Annotated in this window: 19 protein-coding genes; 3 read left to right on the top strand and 16 right to left on the bottom strand. The window is 60.7% G+C overall.

What is annotated here, in order from left to right; all coding sequences use genetic code 11:
• Positions 1-8 precede the first annotated feature (8 nt).
• On the top strand, positions 9-770 hold the full coding sequence (locus ACQZ5G_RS04700; protein WP_080817304.1) for an SOS response-associated peptidase: 762 nt from the start codon (positions 9-11) through the stop codon (positions 768-770).
• Between the two features lie 15 nt (positions 771-785).
• On the opposite strand, the gene ACQZ5G_RS04695 is transcribed toward ACQZ5G_RS04700, so the two are convergent.
• The 6 genes from ACQZ5G_RS04695 to ACQZ5G_RS04670 all read right to left on the bottom strand — a co-directional run bounded on the left by ACQZ5G_RS04695 (position 786) and on the right by ACQZ5G_RS04670 (position 8,529).
• Entirely contained in the window at positions 786-2,078 is a 1,293-nt protein-coding gene (locus ACQZ5G_RS04695; RefSeq protein WP_003520678.1) for a GGDEF domain-containing response regulator, read from the bottom strand.
• Positions 2,079-2,467: 389 nt separating this feature from the next.
• Positions 2,468-2,599, bottom strand: coding sequence for a hypothetical protein (locus ACQZ5G_RS04690; protein ID WP_003496883.1), 132 nt, complete (start codon positions 2,597-2,599; stop codon positions 2,468-2,470).
• A 172-nt stretch (positions 2,600-2,771) separates the two neighbouring features.
• A complete protein-coding gene (gene pssA, locus ACQZ5G_RS04685) occupies positions 2,772-3,641 on the bottom strand; it encodes a CDP-diacylglycerol--serine O-phosphatidyltransferase (protein ID WP_035237101.1) in 870 nt (289 codons plus the stop codon).
• Between the two features lie 22 nt (positions 3,642-3,663).
• Positions 3,664-4,362: a phosphatidylserine decarboxylase gene (locus ACQZ5G_RS04680; protein ID WP_003520681.1), complete on the bottom strand. Its 699-nt coding sequence runs from the start codon at positions 4,360-4,362 to the stop codon at positions 3,664-3,666.
• A gap of 163 nt (positions 4,363-4,525) precedes the next feature.
• On the bottom strand, positions 4,526-6,412 hold the full coding sequence (locus tag ACQZ5G_RS04675; protein ID WP_448737541.1) for an ABCB family ABC transporter ATP-binding protein/permease: 1,887 nt from the start codon (positions 6,410-6,412) through the stop codon (positions 4,526-4,528).
• A 110-nt stretch (positions 6,413-6,522) separates the two neighbouring features.
• Positions 6,523-8,529 carry a LysM peptidoglycan-binding domain-containing protein gene (locus ACQZ5G_RS04670; RefSeq protein WP_448737542.1) on the bottom strand — a complete coding sequence of 669 codons (2,007 nt, stop codon included), beginning with the start codon at positions 8,527-8,529 and terminating at the stop codon, positions 6,523-6,525.
• A gap of 156 nt (positions 8,530-8,685) precedes the next feature.
• On the opposite strand from ACQZ5G_RS04670, the gene ACQZ5G_RS04665 reads away from it, so the two are divergent.
• A complete protein-coding gene (locus ACQZ5G_RS04665) occupies positions 8,686-9,306 on the top strand; it encodes an LOG family protein (protein WP_448737543.1) in 621 nt (206 codons plus the stop codon).
• Between the two features lie 251 nt (positions 9,307-9,557).
• Positions 9,558-11,318, top strand: a complete 1,761-nt coding sequence (locus ACQZ5G_RS04660; protein WP_448737544.1) for a peptidoglycan D,D-transpeptidase FtsI family protein — start codon at positions 9,558-9,560, stop codon at positions 11,316-11,318.
• A 54-nt stretch (positions 11,319-11,372) separates the two neighbouring features.
• Here ACQZ5G_RS04660 and rarD read toward each other — a convergent pair whose 3' ends face one another.
• The 10 genes from rarD to ACQZ5G_RS04610 form a co-directional block, all read right to left on the bottom strand.
• Entirely contained in the window at positions 11,373-12,281 is a 909-nt protein-coding gene (rarD, locus tag ACQZ5G_RS04655; RefSeq protein ID WP_035237103.1) for an EamA family transporter RarD, read from the bottom strand.
• Between the two features lie 216 nt (positions 12,282-12,497).
• Positions 12,498-13,454, bottom strand: coding sequence for a prolyl aminopeptidase (gene pip / locus ACQZ5G_RS04650; RefSeq protein ID WP_448737545.1), 957 nt, complete (start codon positions 13,452-13,454; stop codon positions 12,498-12,500).
• A complete protein-coding gene (locus ACQZ5G_RS04645) occupies positions 13,451-13,936 on the bottom strand; it encodes a GFA family protein (protein WP_448737546.1) in 486 nt (161 codons plus the stop codon). The genes pip and ACQZ5G_RS04645 overlap by 4 nt, the downstream gene beginning before the upstream one ends.
• On the bottom strand, positions 13,933-14,397 hold the full coding sequence (locus ACQZ5G_RS04640) for a GFA family protein (protein ID WP_448737609.1): 465 nt from the start codon (positions 14,395-14,397) through the stop codon (positions 13,933-13,935). The genes ACQZ5G_RS04645 and ACQZ5G_RS04640 overlap by 4 nt, the downstream gene beginning before the upstream one ends.
• Positions 14,397-14,870: a GFA family protein gene (locus ACQZ5G_RS04635; RefSeq protein WP_059752388.1), complete on the bottom strand. Its 474-nt coding sequence runs from the start codon at positions 14,868-14,870 to the stop codon at positions 14,397-14,399. Before ACQZ5G_RS04635 ends, ACQZ5G_RS04640 begins: the two co-directional genes overlap by 1 nt.
• Positions 14,867-15,235, bottom strand: a complete 369-nt coding sequence (locus tag ACQZ5G_RS04630; protein WP_448737547.1) for an endonuclease domain-containing protein — start codon at positions 15,233-15,235, stop codon at positions 14,867-14,869. Before ACQZ5G_RS04630 ends, ACQZ5G_RS04635 begins: the two co-directional genes overlap by 4 nt.
• A gap of 258 nt (positions 15,236-15,493) precedes the next feature.
• Complete coding sequence (gene cysS / locus ACQZ5G_RS04625) at positions 15,494-16,879, bottom strand: cysteine--tRNA ligase (RefSeq protein WP_448737548.1); 1,386 nt, start codon at positions 16,877-16,879, stop codon at positions 15,494-15,496.
• A gap of 217 nt (positions 16,880-17,096) precedes the next feature.
• Positions 17,097-17,855 (bottom strand): SDR family NAD(P)-dependent oxidoreductase, encoded by a 759-nt coding sequence (locus tag ACQZ5G_RS04620; RefSeq protein ID WP_448737549.1) that lies wholly within the window; start codon positions 17,853-17,855, stop codon positions 17,097-17,099.
• A 145-nt stretch (positions 17,856-18,000) separates the two neighbouring features.
• Positions 18,001-19,509: an amidophosphoribosyltransferase gene (purF, locus tag ACQZ5G_RS04615; protein ID WP_003520704.1), complete on the bottom strand. Its 1,509-nt coding sequence runs from the start codon at positions 19,507-19,509 to the stop codon at positions 18,001-18,003.
• A 139-nt stretch (positions 19,510-19,648) separates the two neighbouring features.
• Positions 19,649-20,236, bottom strand: coding sequence for a CvpA family protein (locus ACQZ5G_RS04610; protein ID WP_035261832.1), 588 nt, complete (start codon positions 20,234-20,236; stop codon positions 19,649-19,651).
• Positions 20,237-20,288 lie beyond the last annotated feature (52 nt).

Below are 20,288 nucleotides of genomic sequence, written 5' to 3'. Positions count from 1 at the left end.
AGAAAAGCATGTGCGGACGTTTCGTGCTGAAGGCGACGCCGGAAGAGATCGCCGATTATCTCGATCTGATCGGCCTTGAGGATTTTCCCGCCCGTTTCAACATCGCGCCGACGCAGCCCATTCTGGTCGTGATGGAGGGGGAGCGGCAGGAGCGCGGCAGCAACCTGCCCAATCGCCGGGCCGTGCTGGTCCGCTGGGGTTTTCTACCCGGCTGGGTGAAGGATCCGAAGGATTTTCCGCTGCTCATCAATGCGCGGTCGGAAACCGCCATCGGCAAGGCCTCCTTCCGCGCCGCCATGCGCCATCGCCGCGTGCTGGTTCCGGCAACCGGTTTTTACGAATGGCGACGCCCGCCGAAGGAGGAGGGCGGCAAACCGCAGCCCTATTTCATCCGCCCGAAAAGCGGCGGCATCGTCGCCTTCGCCGGTCTCATGGAAACCTGGTCTTCCGCCGATGGCTCGGAGGTCGACACCGGCGCGATCCTCACCACCGCCGCCAATGCCGCAATTGGCCGCATTCACGACCGCATGCCTGTTGTCATCGCGCCCGAGGATTTCAGCCGCTGGCTGGATTGCAAGACCCAGGAGCCGCGCGAGGTCGCCGATCTGATGCGGCCGGTTCAGGATGATTTTTTCGAGATGATCCCGGTATCGGACAAGGTCAACAAGGTCGCCAATGTCGGCGCGGATCTCATCGAGCCGGTGCCGGAAAGCGCGCCGCTGGCGAAGATCAAGCCGGTAAAGGACGAAGGGCAGATGTCATTGTTTTGACGGCACCCGAGAGGATCAGCCGTTCCGCCCGATCTTCTGCAGGCCTTCCTGGATCATGATATCGGAATAAACGCGGTTACGGCCATTCGCCTTGGCGAGATAAAGCAGCTGGTCCGCCGCATTCAGCTGGTTGTCGAAGGGTTCACCCTTTTCGATCTCCACGACGCCGAGCGAAATCGTCAGGGCGAGGCTGCTGCCGCTCAGCTGCCGGCCGTTCTTTTCCACCTGTCCGCGCAGCTCCTCGCAGAACTGATAGGCGGCGCGCGCATCCAGCCCGCGCAGGAACACGGCAAACTCCTCGCCGCCGAGGCGGGCGGGAATGTGGCGTTGCTCGCCGCACATGTCATGCAGCAGTTCTGCCAGCTTTTTCAGCGCCCTGTCGCCGGCATCGTGGCCCAGCGTGTCGTTGATCTTCTTGAAATGGTCGATGTCGAGAATGGCGACTGCGCCGCTCTCGTCGTTGCCGTTGATGACATCCATCAGCGCCCGCGTGCGCTCGAAGAAGGAGCGGCGGTTCGGCAGGCCGGTAAGATGGTCGCGTTCGGCCAGTTCGCGCAGGCGTTTGAGCTGCTTCAACGTCTCGATATTGTTATCGATGCGGCACTGCAATTCTTCCGGCACGAAGGGGCGGTAGACGAAATCCGAGGCGCCAGCCTTCAGGAAGCTTGCCGAAAGCAACCGGTCGGTGGACGATGATATGCCGATCACCCGCAAATCTTCGGATGAGCGGCTGTCGCGGATGCGGCGCGTCAGCTCATAGCCGTCCATATCGGGCATATGGTAATCGGTAATGACAAGCTGGATCGTCGGCTCCTGCGACAGTATTTCCAGGGCCTGCTTGCCCGAATGGGCCTCGCTGACCCTGAAATTTTGCCGCTCCAGAATTTCCACGAGACCGGAACGGGCTGTGCGCACATCATCGACGACCAGAACGGAGAAGAGCTTGTTGCTCAAAATCCGCTGGACCGTTCTGACTACTGCATCGACGGTGCGATGGCCGTCCTTGACGATGTAGTCGATGATCTTCTTTTCGGCGTAGCGCTTGCGCGCCTCCTCATCCACCGTGGCGGTGAAAACGATGGCCGGCACCTTGCGCTCGGATAGAAGTGCGAGAATTTCGCCCTTCGGTGCATCGGGCAGATTAAGGCCCGTCAGCGCCAGCGTGAAATTATGGGCCTGCATGAGGGTATCGGCCGCGGCCATGCTGTCGCAATGGACGACCTCGGCTTCCGTTTCCTCCGAAAGCCGCGTCTTCAGCAGCATGGAAAGAGCAACGGAATCTTCAATCAGAAGGATTTTATCCTGCATGGCCGTCCCAAGCCCCCCTGGCCTGTCTTCACAATCTTCCCTCAACGCCGAATATTCGTCATCCGCATGTCTGCGGATTCGAAAGCCGGCTTATGCATTGTTGTGGAAAAAAATGCGGAATAGAAAAGTTCTTTTGTATTCACTAATCTATACGTCGGTGTTCGTATAGCCTTCTTGTGGAAGGCGAGCTTTTTACTACACTTTCGTTGCAGCTTCGTTACAGAAGGCTGCCGATTTTATGAATGACTGACGCTCTGCGGTTTAGCGGCAGTGCTTGAAACAAAAACGGCGCCCGGAAAAGGCGCCGCGTGATTGTCGATTTTCCGTTGGGAACGTTCCGTTTTCCGGGCAGTCCGCAAAATCCGAAAAATCAAAAAAATCGAATATTTTCAGGCGGTTTTGGCGGCAGGCTTGCGCTTCAGCATCAGGGCCGCGGCCGCAACGGCCTTCAGTCCGAGCGGGCGGTAGTGGCTGTTGAGGTCGGGCTTCGCCTGCGGCTGCGCCTTCGTCTCGTTCGTCATTTCTCTCTCTCCACAATTCACGCCAATCGCCGTTGCGATGCGTGTGAGCCACTTCTTTCGCGGCTAATCTTGACGGATTCGAGGCGAAGAAAAACGAAGCCGGCTTTTCAGGCTGCGACATTTTGCGTCACATCCTGCGCCGGCTTGTGCGAGAAAAAATAAACCTGCGGTTTTAAATGCCGCGATCGAGGCCGTTGCCGCCATTGGCGTCGTCATGCACGTCTTCCTCGATGGTCAGCGTGCCATAGCGGCGATGCCAGAGGCGGGCGCTGATGGGAATGAAGACCAGATAGGCGGCAACCGTCAGAACCAGAACTTCCCAGGTGAAGCTCATCAGCATCGCTACATAGAGCACGACGACGAGGATCATCGGCAGCACCAGATCGCGGCGAATGCGGCTGGTGCCCGATTTCCCCGACCAGACCGGCAGGCGGCTGATGAGGAGATAACCGATCAGCACGGTATAGGCGGCGGCCACATAGGCGAAGGGCTTGTCCGGCTCGACACCGAGGAAACCGAGATAAACCGGCAGCAGCACCAGCATGGCGCCCATCGGAGCGGGAACGCCCACGAAGAACTCATTCTGCCAGGGCGCCTTCACCGGCCGCTCGATCATGACGTTGAAACGCGCCAGACGCAGGCCGGCGGCAATGACGTAAATGAGGGCGGCGATCCAGCCGATGGAGCGCGCCTGGTCGAGAAGGTAGGCATAGACCACCAGCGCAGGGGCGACACCAAAATTGACGATATCCGCCAGCGAATCCATCTGCTCTCCGAATTTGGATGTCGCCTTCATCATGCGGGCGATGCGCCCGTCTATACCGTCGAGAAAGGCGGCGAGCAGCACCATGCCGACGGCCAGCTCGAAGCGACCCTCGATGGCGAGACGCACGCCGCTCAGGCCCGCACAGATGGCCAGAACGGTGATGAGATTGGGAACGACGAGGCGAAAGGGAATTTCCCTCAGCCGCGGTCCACGGCCGCTGTCGCTGCGGCCCTCTGGTTTGCCGTTCTGTTGCGGCTCGGCGATCGGCGTTTCCATGCGCATGCCCTTCCTGTTTCCGTCAGCCGCGGCGGCTGACGACCGGACCCTTGGCGGAGCCGAATTCGGCAAGCACGGTTTCACCGGCAATCGCCGTCTGGCCGACCGATACACGCGGCTCGAAACCTGCGGGAAGGAAGATATCGAGGCGCGAACCGAAACGGATAAGACCGAAACGCTCACCGGCATCGACTGGTTCATTCGGCTTTACCCAGCAGACGATGCGGCGTGCAACCATGCCGGCGATCTGCACCACGCCGACCTTGCCGTGCGATGTCTCGATGACGAGGCCGTTGCGCTCATTGTCTTCGGAAGCCTTGTCCACTTCGGCATTGAGGAAGAGGCCGGGACGGTAGGCGACATTGACGATGCGGCCGCGTACCGGCGAACGGTTCACATGGCAGTTGAACACGTTCATGAACACCGAGATGCGCACCAGCGGCTCCTTGCCGAGTTCCAGCTCCAGCGGCGGAACGACGCTCTGCACGGCGGAAACCTTGCCATCGGCCGGGCTGATGATGAGGTCGTCATCCTGCGGCGTGACACGCTCGGGATCGCGGAAGAAATAGGCGCACCAGGCCGTCAGCACCAGACCGACCCAGAACAGCGGTTCGGCGATCCAGCCGAGCACCAGCGATGCGACGAAGAAGGCCGCCACAAAGACATAACCTTCCTTGTGGATCGGTACGATGGTGTTGCGAATGGTGTCGAACAGATTCATGAGGTTCCTTGCTCCGGTTTCCGTCTGTCGCGTCTATATGTGGTCGTGATACGACACGATCCACACGGCAATGCGACAAATTTTGCCTAGCTGGTTACAGCCAAAAGGGCCGTCCGGCAATGGTGGGGTTCTTCTGTCGGCCCTGTTACCCCGGCTATACCCATCAATGGGCGGGTTCCCCGCGGTCGATGACACCCAGATCGTCGGTTTCGCGCACGTGGCGCAGCATTTCCTCGGCGCGGATCGCCTCGCGCTGGCGGCTCCACATCGAAGCGTAGAGGCCGTTCTGCCCCATCAGGGAGCTGTGCGTGCCGCGTTCGGCGATCTGCCCTTCCTTCAATACGATGATCTCATCCGCGCCGATGACGGTGGAAAGGCGGTGGGCGATAACCAGCGTCGTGCGGTTCTTCGAGACGATGTCGAGCGCGCTCTGGATTTCCTGTTCCGTATGCGTATCGAGCGCCGAGGTGGCTTCGTCGAGAATGAGGATCGGCGGCGCCTTGAGGATGGTGCGGGCAATCGCCACGCGCTGTTTTTCCCCACCGGAAAGCTTCAGGCCGCGTTCGCCGACCATGGTGGCATAACCTTCCGGCAGCTTGCCGATGAAGGCGCTGATCTGCGCCGCATCCGCCGCAGCCCTCAGTTCCCCATCGGTGGCCGAGGGACGGCCATAACGGATGTTGTAGGCGAGCGTGTCGTTAAAAAGCACCGTATCCTGCGGCACCATGCCGATCACCGAGCGCAGGCTCTTCTGCGTCACATCGCGAATATCCTGCCCGTCGACGGTGACGGAGCCTTCCTGAATATCGTAAAAACGATAGAGCAGCCGCGAGATCGTCGATTTCCCCGCACCCGAAGGGCCGACGATGGCCACCGTCTTGCCCGCCGGCACGTCGAAGGAAACGCCCTTCAGGATCGGTCTTTCGGGGTCATAGGCGAAATGCACGTCGCGGAAGGAGATCGCGCCGGGTCCGGCTGCGAGCGGTTTTGCATCCGGCCTATCGGTGACTTCCGCCTCCACCTCCAGAAGATCGAACATCTGTTCGATGTCGGTCAGGCCCTGGCGGATTTCGCGATAGACGAAACCGATGAAATTGAGCGGCACCGAAAGCTGCAGCAGCAACGCATTGACGAAGACGAAATCGCCGATGGTCTGTTCGCCGCGCTGAACGGCAAGCGCCGACATCACCATCATGACGGTGGAGCCGATGCCGAAGATCACACCCTGGCCGAAGTTCAGCCAGCCTAGCGAGGTCCAGATGGAGATCGCCGATTTTTCGTAACGCTCCATGGCGACGTCGAAACGCCGCGCCTCCATCTCCTCATTGCCGAAATATTTGACGGTTTCGAAATTCAGAAGCGAGTCGATCGCCTTGGTGTTGGCGTCGGTGTCGCTGTCGTTCATGGCCCGGCGAATGCCGATACGCCAGTTGCTGGCCCGCACGGTGAACCAGATATAGGCCCAGACCGTGATGACCGTGACGAGCACATAGGAAAAACCGTAGGAGGCCCAGAAGATGATCGCCGTCAGCAGGAATTCGATGAAGGTCGGCGCGGTGTTGAGGATGGTGAAGCGGACAATGGTTTCGATGCCCTTGGTGCCGCGCTCGATGACCCGCGACAGCCCGCCGGTCTTGCGCTCCAGATGGAACCGCAAAGAAAGCCGGTGCATGTGCACGAAGGTCCTGTAGGCGAGTTGGCGTACCGCATGCTGGCCGACGCTGGCGAAAAGCGAATCGCGCAGCTGGTTGAGCCCCACCTGTATCAGCCGCGTCAGATTATAGGCGATCACCAGCGCGACGGCGCCGAGCAGAAAGGCGGGAACAAGCCCGGCCATGTCCAGCCGGCCGTTCAGCGCATCGGTCGCCCATTTGAAGAAATAGGGAACGGAGATCAGCACCAGCTTGGCGACGACCAGGTACACGGTGGCCCAGATCACCCGCATCTTCAGGTCCCACCGTCCCTCCGGCCACATATAGGGCCAGAGATTGATCAGCGTCTGGGTGGGATTGCTGGAATCCGCCGAAATGGTTTTTTTCTTCGTGGCCATCGTTCGCTCCGGTCACTGCCGGAAGCCGACAGCAGGGCGGCGGCTTTGGTCAAGCCGCCGCGCGTGTCACAGATAGGGTCGTTGCGGGTTCACCGCAACGCTTCAAATGCTCAGGAGCCGCCCTTCAGCCGCTTGCGGTGAAGTTCTTCCGCATTCGGCAGCGCCTCTTTCGGCACGCCGAAAATCTGGCCGGGCTCGATCAGATCGGGGTTTTTGATCTGATCTTCGTTGGCGAGGTAGATCGTGGTGTAACGCACGCCCTGACCATAAACGCGACGGGAAATCTGCCACAGCGTATCGCCACGGCGGATGATGACGCTGTTCTGGCTCTCGGCCAGCGGCGCCTGCTCGAAGGTCTGCGGGCCGGCGGGCGCCTGTGGCGCGGGAGCAGCGGGTGCCGTGATGTGGAGTTCGGCAAGGCGGCTTGCCAGCGAGGCGATACCCTTGCCGATTGCCGCCACATCGTTCGGCCATGCTTCAACCGATGTCAGCAACTGACGCGCCTTGGCGGTGATGTCGCCCGCAAAAGCGGTGAAGGCGGGTTCGGTCGCGGCTGCGGTGCGGAATTCCGAAAGCGACTTGAGACCGATGACGACGGCGGAGCGGCCGGCAATGGCTTGATCGAGCGCCGGCGTGGCCTGATCCTTGTAAAGATTGGAAAGAATGCCGAAGGCCTTGGCGACATCGGTGCGCAGCTTTTCGAAAGCGGCGCGGTCGCTTGCCGTGCTCTGGTTTTCGGCCGGCGCCGCGGTCGTGGTCGCTGACGACGAAGCGGACGGCGTCTGCATGGCGACGGTTGCCTGGTCGGTCTGCGGACGCTCGAAGGGAACGCGCACGCGCACCTTCGCGGTGCCGTCGGCATTCAGTTCCTCGACGGTGATGATGTGGCTGCCGACGCTAAGATCGACATCGCCTTCGACGACGAAATGGCCGGAGGCTTCCGTGATGCTCTTGCCGATTTCCCTGTCATCGACCAGCGCGCGCACCGTCGAACCGGCGGGCGCGGAACCCGCGACGAAAATCTTCGATCCCTCGAACTCGACGGCAGTGACCTGAACGCTCGATGTCAGCGGAGCCGCGGCGGACGGAGCCGCAGTACCGGCGAGCGGTGCGGAAGCGGTGTTGGCGCTGGGCTCAGGTGTTGCCGCAGGCTGTTGCGACGGCGCGGCTTGCGGCTGAAGCGCCGGAGGAGCCGCCTCCGGCATGGCCAGCACGCGGCTTGCCTTGCCGGGCTTGGAAACCATGGCCAGAAGCTCGCCCGTCTTGCCGTCAGGCACGGAAACCGTTGCCACTTCTTCGGATTGCGTCGCCTTGCCGCTGGCATCGGTCGAACGCAGCACCAGCTCGTGATCGCCCGGGGGAAGCGGATTGTCGAAAACGGCGGCGAAATCGCCGGTGCCGTCGATGGTCGTCTGGGCGACAACCTTGCCGTTGCTCAAGATTTCGAGCTTTGCGCCGGGCTGTGCCTTGCCGGCGATCACGGCCGAACCATCGGGCTCGACGCGCAGCACGTCGAAAGTCGGTGCGCCGGAAGAAGACTGTGCCGCATCGGCTGGTGCTGCGGCCGGCTTTGCCGGTTCGGGCGCACCATCGTCGGTGCCGGCGAAAACGCCTGCCAGACGACGCACCTGTGCCGCCGCCGCCGCCGCGTTGTCAGGCAGGCCGCGCAGGAACGCCGTGGTGCGTTCGGCGGCTGTGCGGGCGGTGGTGATGAGGCGCGACGTCGTTTCATCCAGCGACTCTGGAATTTCAATATTCGTCAGTTCCTTGAGCGAGGTCTCGACCTTCTTGCGCGCCGCCGCGAAATCGGCGTCGGAGGGAACCTTGCTATCGGCGAAAAGCGTCGTCAGATCCTTGATCGACTGGGTAGCGGAAGCCGCCAGCCGCCCGACCTTGTCGGCGATATTGGCGGTTTCCTCGGCGGCGTCGGAGAGAATGTCGCCCGCCTTGTCGGCGCCCATTTCAACGCTGTTCTTCACGGCGTTGCCGGCCTCGTTGATAGCGTCGCCGATCGGTTTGCCGTCGTTTGAAATCCGCGGCAGGACGAAAAAGATCATGAGCAGGGACGCAACGCCCAGCACGATCAGCGCCAGCAAACCGGCCTTATTGTTTTTCATCCTGGAATCTCCGGGTATTTCAAGCTTTTCACACGAGTTGAGATTGCTAGCGTCTTACCTTGCGCCAGACAAGCGGCGAGTGGCCAAAAGGCCATATTTGCAAGGGATTTCCCAAATTTTCTTGACGTGCCGCATCGCACATAGTTCCTTCCCTTCATGACGGACAAAAATACAGCGATTCGATCCATCTGCGTTTATTGCGGCTCCCAGCCCGGACGTGATCCGGCCCATATGGAAGCGGGCCGCGCGCTTGGGAAATCCATTGCCGAAAACGGCATTCGCCTCGTCTACGGCGGCGGCACCAAGGGCATCATGGGCGCAGTTGCCAGCGGCGTTCTTTCCAATGGCGGCGAAGTGACCGGCATCATACCGAAATTTCTGGTCGATATGGAGGCGACGCGCCATTCTCTCGGACAATTGAACGAGCTTGTCATCACCAAGGACATGCATGAGCGCAAACATATGATGTTCGAGCGCTCCGATGCCTTCGTGACATTGCCGGGCGGTGTCGGCACCCTGGAGGAGATCGTCGAGATCATGACCTGGGCGCAGCTCGGCCGCCATGCCAAGCCGATGGTCTTCGCCAATATCAACGGTTTCTGGAACCCGATGCTGGAACTGGTGCAGCACATGCGCGACCAGGGTTTCATCCACCGCGCGCATCTTCTCAACCCGCTCGTCATCGACGAGGTGAAGGACATCGTGCCCGCCATCATCGACCGGGCGCTCGCGCAGCAGAACCCGGAAGGCGATCCTTCGGTGATTTCCCGCCTCTAGGCCGGGATGGCGAAAAGTGTAAGCGGTTTTCGCCTTGAATCCCGGTCCGTTCATCCTGATCGGCGCGACGATCGTTAACGACCGCCCGGGCGGCTCTTTACAATTTTAAATGTATATTAATACAGATTTAACGGCGGCATCGCTCCGCCCTCTCTTTTCATGGCCCCGCGACTGATCCTGTGCCAGCCTCAATAAGGCGTTGGTTGTCGCGGAATTCGTTTCGCCGCCATGAGAGTGGGTGTCATCGGGAAATGATTGCTTTTGTGGTGCGGCTCAAAAGCCGGGCGCATTTTATTATTAAGAGAAATTCCGCGCAGGGCAGGGAGGCGCTCCTCGGTTCCGCCGCACGCCGCAGGGTCGATGCGCGCATGAGGCTCGGCATCGTGATCGCCGTCTTCGCTGTCATCTATGCCGTCGTCGCCGCGCGTCTCGTCCAATACGGTCTTGCCGAACCGGTTGCGACCGCATGGATCAATACCGGCGCAAACGCCGTCGCCTCCCGGCCGGATATTGTCGATCGCAACGGCACGCTTCTGGCGACCGATCTCAACATGGTCTCGCTTTATGCGGATCCGCGCAGGATCGTCGATCCGGACGAGGTGGTGGAGAAACTCGCGACCGTCATTCCCAATCTCGACTGGCGTGAAACGCACCGCCGGTTGCGCTCGGATACCGGCTTTCAATGGCTGCGACGCCAGCTGACGCCCCGGCAGCAGGCGGATATTCTCAATCTCGGCATACCGGGCATAGGCTTCCGGCCGGAAAAGCGAAGGTTTTATCCGGGCGGCCCCACCGCTTCGCACATTATCGGCCACGTCAATGTCGACAATCAGGGGCTTGCCGGCATGGAGCGTTACCTCGACCAGCAGGGCCTGGCCGATCTGCGCGCCGTGGGTCTTGCCAGCGGCGCGCCGCTGGAGCCGGTACGGCTCTCCATCGATCTGAGGGTACAGAACATCGTCCGCGAAGTGGTCGTGAAGGCGAAAAGCGCCTATCAGGCCGAGGCGGCAGGCTCTGTGATCCTCGATGTGGAGACGGGCGAGGTGCTGGCCATGGCCTCCGTGCCGGATTACGATCCGAACGAGCCTTCCCGCACCCTTGCCGATGGCAGCATAGACAAGGAGTACGAAAAGGGCTGGTTCAACCGGATGAGCAACGCCACCTTCGAAATGGGCTCCACCTTCAAGAGCTTTACGCTCGCCATGGGGCTGGATGCCGGGGCGATCACGCTGGGTTCGGTGGTGGATGCGTCGCGGCCGATCCGCATGGGCGGCTTCACCATCAAGGATTTCAAGGGCCGGAACCGGCCGCTCTCCATTCCGGAAGTGTTTCAATATTCATCGAATATCGGCACGGCGGCGGTGGCCGACAGGGTCGGCGTCGAAGGCCATCAGCAGTTCCTGACGAAGCTCGGGCTTCTCACCCGGATGGACACGGAAATGCCGGGCGTTGCCACGCCCACCCAGCCGAGAAACTGGAAGAAGATCAATTCCGTCACCATCTCCTTCGGCCACGGCGTCGCCACCACCCCGTTGCAGACGGCGGTGGCCGCTGCCGCGCTGATCAATGGCGGCAACCTGATTTCGCCGACCTTCCTGCCGCGCTCGAAAGAAGCTGCCGCATCGCTCGCGCGTACCGTCATCAACGACAGGACGAGCGCCGATATGCGCTACCTGTTCAACTGGAACGGCATCAAGGGTTCCGGCCGTGGCGCGCAGGTGGAGGGATTTCATGTGGGCGGCAAGACCGGAACCGCCGACAAGGTGATCAATGGCCGTTACGCCAAGGATATCAATTTCAACGCCTTCGTGGCCGGTTTTCCCATGCACAAGCCGAAATATGTTGTGCTGACGATGATCGACGCCCCGAGAACCGGCGTGAACGGCGGGCGCACGGCGGCCTCCACCGCAGCCCCCATGACCCGCGAAATCATCGCCCAGACGGCGGGCCTTCTCGGCGTCAAACCGCGTTTCGGCTATGATGCCAACCCGCAATTGCTGGTGGATTATTGACGCCACTTTTCCCCATTCCCGTGATGAGCAAAGGAATGAGGGAAGCAGCCCGGATTACCGCTTGAGCCGCAGCAGGCTGGAGCCGGTATAGATCGCCAGCGCCACCCAGATCATCGCAAAGGCGGCCATGCGCACCATGTCGAACGGCTCCTTGAAGACGAAGATGGCGATGAGGAAGATCATCGTCGGCGCGATGTATTGCATGATGCCGATGGTCGACAGCCGCAGCAGTTTCGCGCCATTGCCATAGAGGATGAGCGGCACGGCCGTGATGAGCCCGCTTGTTGCCAGAAGCCAGGTATCGGCGGAATTGCCGCCCATGAAATGCGCCTGCCCGTTGAAGGCGAGCCAGATCATCACCAGTACGGCGGGGATGGACAGAAGCATGACTTCCAGCAGGAAGCCCTGCGTCGCGCCAATCGGCAAGGTCTTGCGGAAAAAGGCGTAAAAACCCCAGGACACGGTGAGTGCGATGGACACCCAGGGCAGGCTGCCCGCATGCCAGGTGAGGATCGCCACCGCCAGAGCCACAAGACCGATGGCGGCGATCTGCGCCGGATAGAGCTTTTCCTTGAGGAGAACCGCGCCGAGGAAAATGCTGAACAGTGGATTGATGAAATAGCCAAGCGCGGCATCGAGCGCGCGGCCTGCGCCGATCGCCCAGATATAGACGCCCCAGTTGATGCTGATGAGGATAGCCGTCAGGCTCGCCATCGCCAGCATCTTGGGGGTTCTGAGCGCGGTTCTGATTTCCGCCGTGCGTCCGAGCGCAATCAGCACGACCGCCGCAATCGGCACCGACCAGACGACGCGATGGACGATGACCTCGATCGGCGAAATATGCGCAACCGCCTTCATGTAAAAGGGAAGGAACCCCCAGAGCAGATAAGCGGAAAGCGCGAAAGCAAAACCGCGCGCGCTGTCTCCGCCCTCCTGGGCCGGGAGCGATTTGTCGAGTGCCATGGGGAGTACCGCCAATTGTTCGGATGGCGTTTTATAACGGATCGCCACAGTGGCGGCCAATTCATTTCCGTGAAGGGTTCATGAGAAAAACTGCATGAATAAAAGGCGCGCTGCCCTTGAAATGGGCTGCCCAGCTACGGGAGGAAATGATTCACGCCGGAAGCCCTGCGTGAATCATTGTCTTATCCGGCCGTTGCAAGGTGATGAAAGGACTGGTTATTTCCCGGCAAAACGGTCGTTGGCGCGGATCAGTTGATCAAGAATGCCCGGCTCGCTCATCGCGTGTCCGGCCGCCTCGATGATGTGGAAATCCGCCTTCGGCCAGGCTTTGGCCAGTTGCCAGGCATATTTCAGCGGGCAGGGCATGTCATAACGCCCATGCACGATGACGCCGGGGATATCTTTCAGTTTGCCGGCGTCGCGCAGCAATTGGCCTTCCTCCAGCCAGCCGCCATTGACGAAGAAGTGGTTCTCGATGCGGGCGAAAGCGATGGCGTATTTATCCTCGCCGAAATCCTCGACCCGGTCGGGATCGCTGACGAGTGAGATGGTCGCCCCTTCCCACTGACTCCATGCCTTGGCGCATTCGAGTTTCTTTGCCTCGTCGGCGCCGGTGAGATAGCGGTTATAGGCCTGCATCATCTCGCCGCGTTCGGCTTGCGGGATGGGAGCGATGAATTTTTCCCACCGATCCGGATACATTTCGGAAACGCCGAACTGGTAATACCAGTCCAGCTCCGGTCTGGTGACGGTATAAATGCCGCGCAGAACCAGTTCGCTGACGCGATCGGGATGGGTCTCGGCATAGGCGAGCGCCAGCGTCGAGCCCCAGGAGCCGCCGAAAACCAGCCATTTTTCGAAGCCGCAGAGTTCGCGCAGCCTTTCGATATCGGCAACGAGATGCCATGTGGTGTTGGCTTCAAGCTCCGCATGCGGCGTGGAGCGGCCGCAGCCGCGCTGATCGAACAGGATGACGTCGTAAAGGGCGGGATCGAAGACGCGGCGATGCGTGGGGTTCACCCCGCCGCCCGGACCGCCATGCAGGAAAACCGCCGGTTTTCCACCGCGCGTGCCAACCCTTTCCCAATAGATCGTGTGGCCGTCGCCGACATCGAGCATGCCGGTCTCGAAGGGTTCTATCTCGGGATAAAAGCCGCGCAATTCTTCGGTCATGGGTCATCATCCTTCGCTGGCCATTCGGCCGTATCATGGTCCGGGTGCTGGCAATTGTTCACCCGAGGGGGAGGGCTATCCGTTGCAGGTTCCGGCTCGACCGGCAAGCCATCGAGTGCGCCGAACCAGTGCATCTTGCCGGCGAGATTGGACTGCGCCTCGGGTTTGACCCGCTGCGGCTCGTCCAGCGAACCGAGAGTGATATTGATGAAATCTGCGCCCGGCATGTCGTAGAAGAGGGGCGTGCCGCATCGGCCGCAGAAGCCGCGACGCACGTGATCGGAGGACTGGAACCACGCTGCTTCGCCACGGGTCATTTCAAACTGCGTAAGCGTACCTGCGGCAAGCGGCATGAAATAATTGCCCGATGCCTTCTGGCACATGCGGCAATGGCACAGATGCGGATAACGAAGACCGCCCCCTATCCGATAACGCACCGCGCCGCATTGGCATCCGCCGCTGAAACCCTCGGCCCCGCTCATGCGCGCTCGTCTTCCGGTGGCCAGACCTGCGTGTCGTGATCCGGGTGCTGATAGGAGGTGATCTCCGCCTCGTCCACGCCCTGTTCCACGGCCGGCTTGCCGAAGAGCTGTTCGATCCACGGCATGCGTTTGTGGAAATTGACCTGCACCTGCGGCTCGATCCGCTCGGGCTCATCGAAGGCGCCGATGGCGATCTCCACGCCGCCGGGATAATGATAGGTCAGCGGCGTGCCGCATTTGCTGCAGAAACCGCGATGGATTTTTCCCGAGGAGCGGAAGAGGGCAGGCTGGCCGCGCGTCCAGGTCAGATGCGCCTGATCGGCGCTGACCAGCGCGCCGAAGAAATTGCCGAAATGTTTCTGGCACATGCGGCAATGGCAGATGGAGGCCCGGCCGAGCTTGCCCGCATGGAAACGCACCGCGCCGCACTGGCAGCCGCCTGAAAATCCCGCTTCGCTCATCATCTGTTCTCCGGTGGCCAGTTTTCAGTGTCGTGGTCGGGATGCTGGTAGGAAACGAGATCGGCGAGGTAGTCCACCTGCGTCAGGTCGTCTTCGGTGGCAACGGCAGGCAGCGTGTGAAGCGTGTCGACGAAATCGATCTTGCGTTCAACGCCCCACTGAATGGTCGGCGGCAGCGCGGCGGGATCGTCAAAGGCCCCGGCCGCCACCGCCACACCGTCAGGCGCCTCATAGGTCAGCGGGGTTCCGCATTCAGGGCAGAAACCGCGCTTGACGACACTGGATGACTGGAAGCGTTTCGGCTCTCCCCGGGTCCATTCGAATTGCACGCCGCGCACCGAAACCAGCGGCGCGTAATAGGCCCCGAAAGCCTTCTGGCACATGCGGCAATGGCAGATGGAACTGTCTTTCAGTTCACCGGAGGCGCGAAAACGGATCGCGCCGCACTGGCATCCGCCGGTATATGTCGTCATGCTCGGTCCTCCTTCATCGTTCGGATAATGTGGAGACAGACATTGTCGATGTCTCTGAGGATATCCTCGTTCCAGAAACGGAGGACTGTCCTGCCGTCTTCCTGAAGCCGCGCAGTTCTTGCCTGATCGTAGCGCAGTGCCGCTTCAGATGTGTGTTGAGAACCGTCGACCTCGACAATCAGACGATGATCCGAACAGGCGAAATCAACGATAAAGCCGGCAATCGGCATTTGTCTGCGAAAACTTAGTCGTTCAAGGCGATGAGCGCGAATGGCATTCCAGAGCTTCAGCTCGGCATCCGTCATGACTTTACGCATCTGCTTCGCATATTTGCGATGCATCGGATCTACGTCTGCATGCGGCATGATTTGGCTCGCTGTTTAGTACCTCAACTCAGATTGGTTGAGGTAACTCAAAACCGCAAGCGGATTGTGGTGACCGTCGGGCCCCCCTCTGCCCTGCCGGGCATCTCCCCCACAGGTGGGGAGATCAATCGCGGTAACCGCTCGCCTAACTCTGACGCTGCGGATCGAGCGGGGAGTGTGCTTCTAGCCGATCTCCCCACCTGTGGGGGAGATGCCCGGCAGGGCAGAGGGGGGTAAGCCGCAAGCCGCAGCAGTAAATTACCGCTTCAACTCCCACGTCGTCGTCCGCTCCCCGGTCTCCTTGTCCTTCCCATCCTTCAACTGAATGCCCTTCTCGGAAAGCTCGTCACGCAAACGATCCGCTTCCGCAAAGTTCTTCGCCTTCAACATTTCCAGACGCAGCTCAACCAGCGCATCGACAGCCGAAACGATGGCCTCGTCCATTTCCGCCTTCTTCGGCAGGACACCCAGCAGGGCAGCACTGGCCGCAAAGGCGGGCAGCCTGGATGGGTCCAGATTGGCTGCATGCGCCAGCGCATGCAGCGCCTGCACGGCGGCAACCGTGTTGAGATCGTCGGCAAGCGCTTCGAGCACGGTTTCATCCGGTGCAGCATCGGAGGCTTCCGCCGCTGGCCATTTGGCGAGCAGGCGTTCGGCTTCTTCCAGACGCTTCACCGAAAAATCGATCGGCTCGCGATAATGCGTCATCAGCATGGCAAGGCGCAGAACCTCGCCCGGCCATTTCCGGCCGCCGAATTTCTCCGTGTGCAGCAATTCGTAGATCGTCACGAAGTTGCCCTCGGACTTCGACATTTTGCGGCCTTCCACCTGCACGAAGCCATTATGCATCCACACATTGGCCATGACATGCGTGCCGTTGGCGCAGCGCGATTGCGCAATTTCGTTCTCGTGGTGCGGGAAAATGAGGTCGAGCCCGCCGCCGTGAATATCGAAGACTTCACCGAGATAGCGACCGGCCATGGCCGAGCATTCGATGTGCCAGCCCGGACGGCCGCGGCCCCAGGGGCTTTCCCAGCCCGGCTCATTCTCCGAGGACAGTTTCCACAGCACGAAATCGCCGGGGGTCTTCTTGTGGGCTTCCACCGCCACGCGCGCGCCGGCCTGCTGCTCGTCCAGCGGCCGCTTGGAAAGCTGGCCGTAATCTGCCATCGAGCGGGTGTCGAACAACACCTCGCCGCCGGCAGTGTAGGCATGGCCGCGGGCGATCAGCCTCTCGATGAGGTCGATCATTTCCGCGATGTAGTCGGTGGCGCGCGGTTCGACGGTCGGCGGAAGGCAGCCGAGCGTGGCCACATCCTCATGGAACTGATCGGCAGTCTTTTTCGTCACCGCATGGATGGCGTCGTTCAGCGGCAGATGCGGATAGTCGCGCAGCGCCCGCGCGTTGATCTTGTCGTCGAGATCGGTGATGTTGCGGGCATAGGTCACGTGGTCTTCGCCAAAGACGTGGCGCAGCAGCCGATAGAGAACATCGAACACGATGACCGGGCGCGCATTGCCGATATGGGCAAAATCATAGACCGTCGGGCCGCAGACATACATGCGCACATTGTCAGCGTCGATCGGTGCAAATTCCGCTTTTTCGCGTGTGAGTGTATTGTGAAATTTCAGGCGCAAGGACATGCGGCAGTTCCCTAAAGGCAGAATATTATCCTGGCCGGAACGTTTATCTTTCTTGACCTTGCGGGAGACGAAAACGATCTGGCCGGTGGCGAACCAGCAAAAAAAATCTCAGCAGCAGGTGCAGATCATCGTTCTCATATCTTGCTTTATGGCGCGGCGGTGCGGCCCGGTCAAGAGCAACCGTGGTGGCCTTATCGCCGCCCCGAGCGGAAAATATTCACTCCGGCTGGCGGTAGTCCACGAATTTTCCCTCGCGCACGAGGAAGAGTTTGCCGGTTTCGGTCAGATCGGGCGAGGCGAGCGGAAGAATGGCCGCGGCCACCTCTGATGGATGCGGCACGGTGGCCGGGTCTTCGCCGGGCATGGCCTGCGCACGCATCGCCGTGCGCGTGGCGCCGGGATTGATGCTGTTGACGCGAAGCGCGCTCTTCTGCGTTTCCGCTGCCCAGGTGCGGGCCAGCGCTTCGACAGCCGCCTTGGAGGTGGAATAGACACCCCAGAAGGGGCGACAGCTATGGGCGGCGCCTGAAGACAGGATCAGCGCGCGGCCGGCATCCGATTTCAGAAGCAGCGGTTCGACCGAGCGAATCAGCCGCCAGGTGGCGGTGACATTGATATTCATGACCCTCTCGAAGACTTTCGCTTCGATATGGCCGACCGGCGAGATGACGCCGAGAACGCCGGCATTGGCGACGAGAATATCGAGCTTGCCCCAGCGCTCGAAGATATTCGCGCCCAGCGCATCGATGGCTTTCATGTCGGAGAGATCGAAGGGAACGAGCGTCGCCGTGCCGCCAACGGCTTTGATAGCGTCGTCCAGCTCCTCAAGGCCGCCCACCGTGCGGGCGCAGGCGATGACATGCGCGCCGGCCCTGGCGAGCTCCAGCGCCGTGAAATAGCCGATGCCGCGCGACGCGCCGGTAACGAGAGCGATGCGGCCCTTGAGATCGATAGTCCCCTTCAGATCGGTAGTCATTGTCTCCCCCGAATTGATTGCGCTTCCTTCTACGAAGCGCCGCTGGCTTTCCGCAAGCGATCATATCGTCGCATGCGAGGGCCTGAACAAAAGGCAAGAAAAAAGCGGCCACCGGAAGCCGGATGGCCGCTTTGTGTGAGGCGTATCAGCCGTTGCTGGCCAGCATGGAAATCTTGCTGCCCATCGCCTCGCCATTCTGGTCGAGAAGGCGGGTCGGATAGTCGCCGGTAAAATAATGGTCCGTGAACTGCGGGCGGGCCGGGTTGCGGTTTTCGCCGCCCACCGCACGGTAAAGCCCGTCGATGGACAGGAAGGCCAGCGAATCGGCGCCGATATATTTCGCCATCGCCTCGACATCGGCATATTGGTTGGCGAGCAGCTTGTCTGCGTCCGGCGTGTCGATGCCGTAGAAGTCCGGATGGAAGATCATCGGGCTGGCGACGCGGATATGAACTTCCTTGGCGCCGGCCTCGCGGATCATCTGCACGATCTTCACCGAGGTCGTGCCGCGCACGATGGAATCATCCACCAGCACCACGCGCTTGCCTTCGATCATCGCCCGGTTGGCCGAATGCTTGAGCTTGACGCCGAAAGCGCGGATCTGCTGCGTCGGCTCGATGAAGGTGCGGCCGACATAATGGTTGCGGATGATGCCGTATTCGAAGGGAATGCCGCTTTCCTGCGCAAAACCAAGTGCTGCCGGTGTGCCGCCATCGGGAACCGGAACCACCACATCGGCTTCCAGCGGGGCTTCCTTGGCCAGGTTCATGCCCATGTTCTTGCGCGTCGTATAGACGTTGCGGCCGCCGACGACGGAATCGGGGCGGGCGAAATAGACATATTCGAACAGGCAGAGACGCTCCGGCTGCGGCTTCGAAGGCTTGCGCGCATCGATGGTGATCGAACCGTCAGGCTGGATTTCGCAGATGATGACTTCGCCGTTTTCAACGTCGCGAACGAACTTCGCGCCGATGATATCGAGAGCGCAGGTTTCCGAGCAGAAGATCGGCTTGCCGTCCAGCTCGCCCATGACCAGCGGGCGGATGCCGATCGGGTCACGCGCGGCAATCAGCTTGGTGCGCGTCATCGCCAGCATCGAATAACCGCCTTCCATCTGGCGGATGGCATCGATGAAGCGATCGGCTGTGGAGGAGTGGCGCGAGCGGGCGATGAGGTGAAGGACGACTTCGGTATCCGACGTCGACTGACAGATGGCGCCGGTGGCGATGATCTGGCGGCGAAGCGTCAGGCCGTTGGTGAAATTGCCGTTATGGGCAATGGAAATGCCGCCTTCTTCAAGTTCGGCAAACAGCGGCTGCACGTTGCGCATCGCCACTTCGCCTGTCGTGGAATAACGGGTGTGGCCAATCGCGATGGAGCCGGGCAGGCGGGCAAGGGTTGCCGGATCGGTATAATGATCGCCGACGAGGCCCATGTGGCGTTCCTGATGGAAGCGCTTGCCATCGAAGGAGACGATGCCTGCTGCTTCCTGGCCGCGATGCTGAAGCGCATGCAGGCCGAGAGCGGTCAGCGCCGAGGCGTCGGCATGGCCGAGAATGCCGAACACGCCGCATTCTTCATGCAGCGTATCGCCGTCGATCTCTTCCTTGAAAGTGGCCCCAGGGAACGGGGAATGCGAAAGCGGCTCAATCATCCGGCTTGCCCTTGCTCTCTACCGAGAAAAAAAGAAAGACCTCTCCGGTGAGTATTTCCCCCGGTCGGTCCGTCTGTGTCGTGCTTGATATTTAGCACAAATAGCGCGCCTTGCATGCATTGCAAGGCGCGACACTGTGTCAATTATTCGTTGCCGGCGGATTTGTTGCCGGCACATCTTCCGCAGGCGCCTGCGTGGCCGCCGGCTCCTGCGGTTTTCCGAGAATACGGGCGCGGATCTGCGGTTCGATATCGTCAGGCAGAACCGCCTCCAGCTTGCCCACCAGCCCGTCGAGGAAGGGCTTGGACTTGGCCTGGGTCACCCATTCCGGCTGCGTCTTCACATCCACCAGCCAGTTCCAGAAGGCGACAGCGACGACCAGCAAAAGAATGCCGCGCGCGGCGCCGAACAGGAAGCCCAGCGTGCGATCCAGTGCGCCGATGCGGCTGTCGATGATGAAATCGGCAATACGCGAGGTGATGAAGGAAATGACGATCAGCGAGACGAGGAAGACCACGCCGGCGGAACCGGCAATGGCGATCTTGTCGTCATCGGTATAGTTGCGCGCATAGGGCAGCAGGACCGGATAAAGATAATAGGCGGCGGCCACCGAGCCACCCCAGCTCGCAATCGACAGAATCTCGCGTGAAAAACCGCGCACCATTGCAAGAAGGGCGGAGAAAAGAACAACGGCGATGACGATGCCGTCGAAAATTGTAATGGGCATATACCAACTCCGGAGGTGCGACGCCTTGTCAGACGCTGCCTTGCCAATTTTG

Source organism: Agrobacterium sp. 22-214-1, from assembly GCF_053522465.1.
This window is presented reverse-complemented; position numbering and strand designations above follow the sequence as displayed.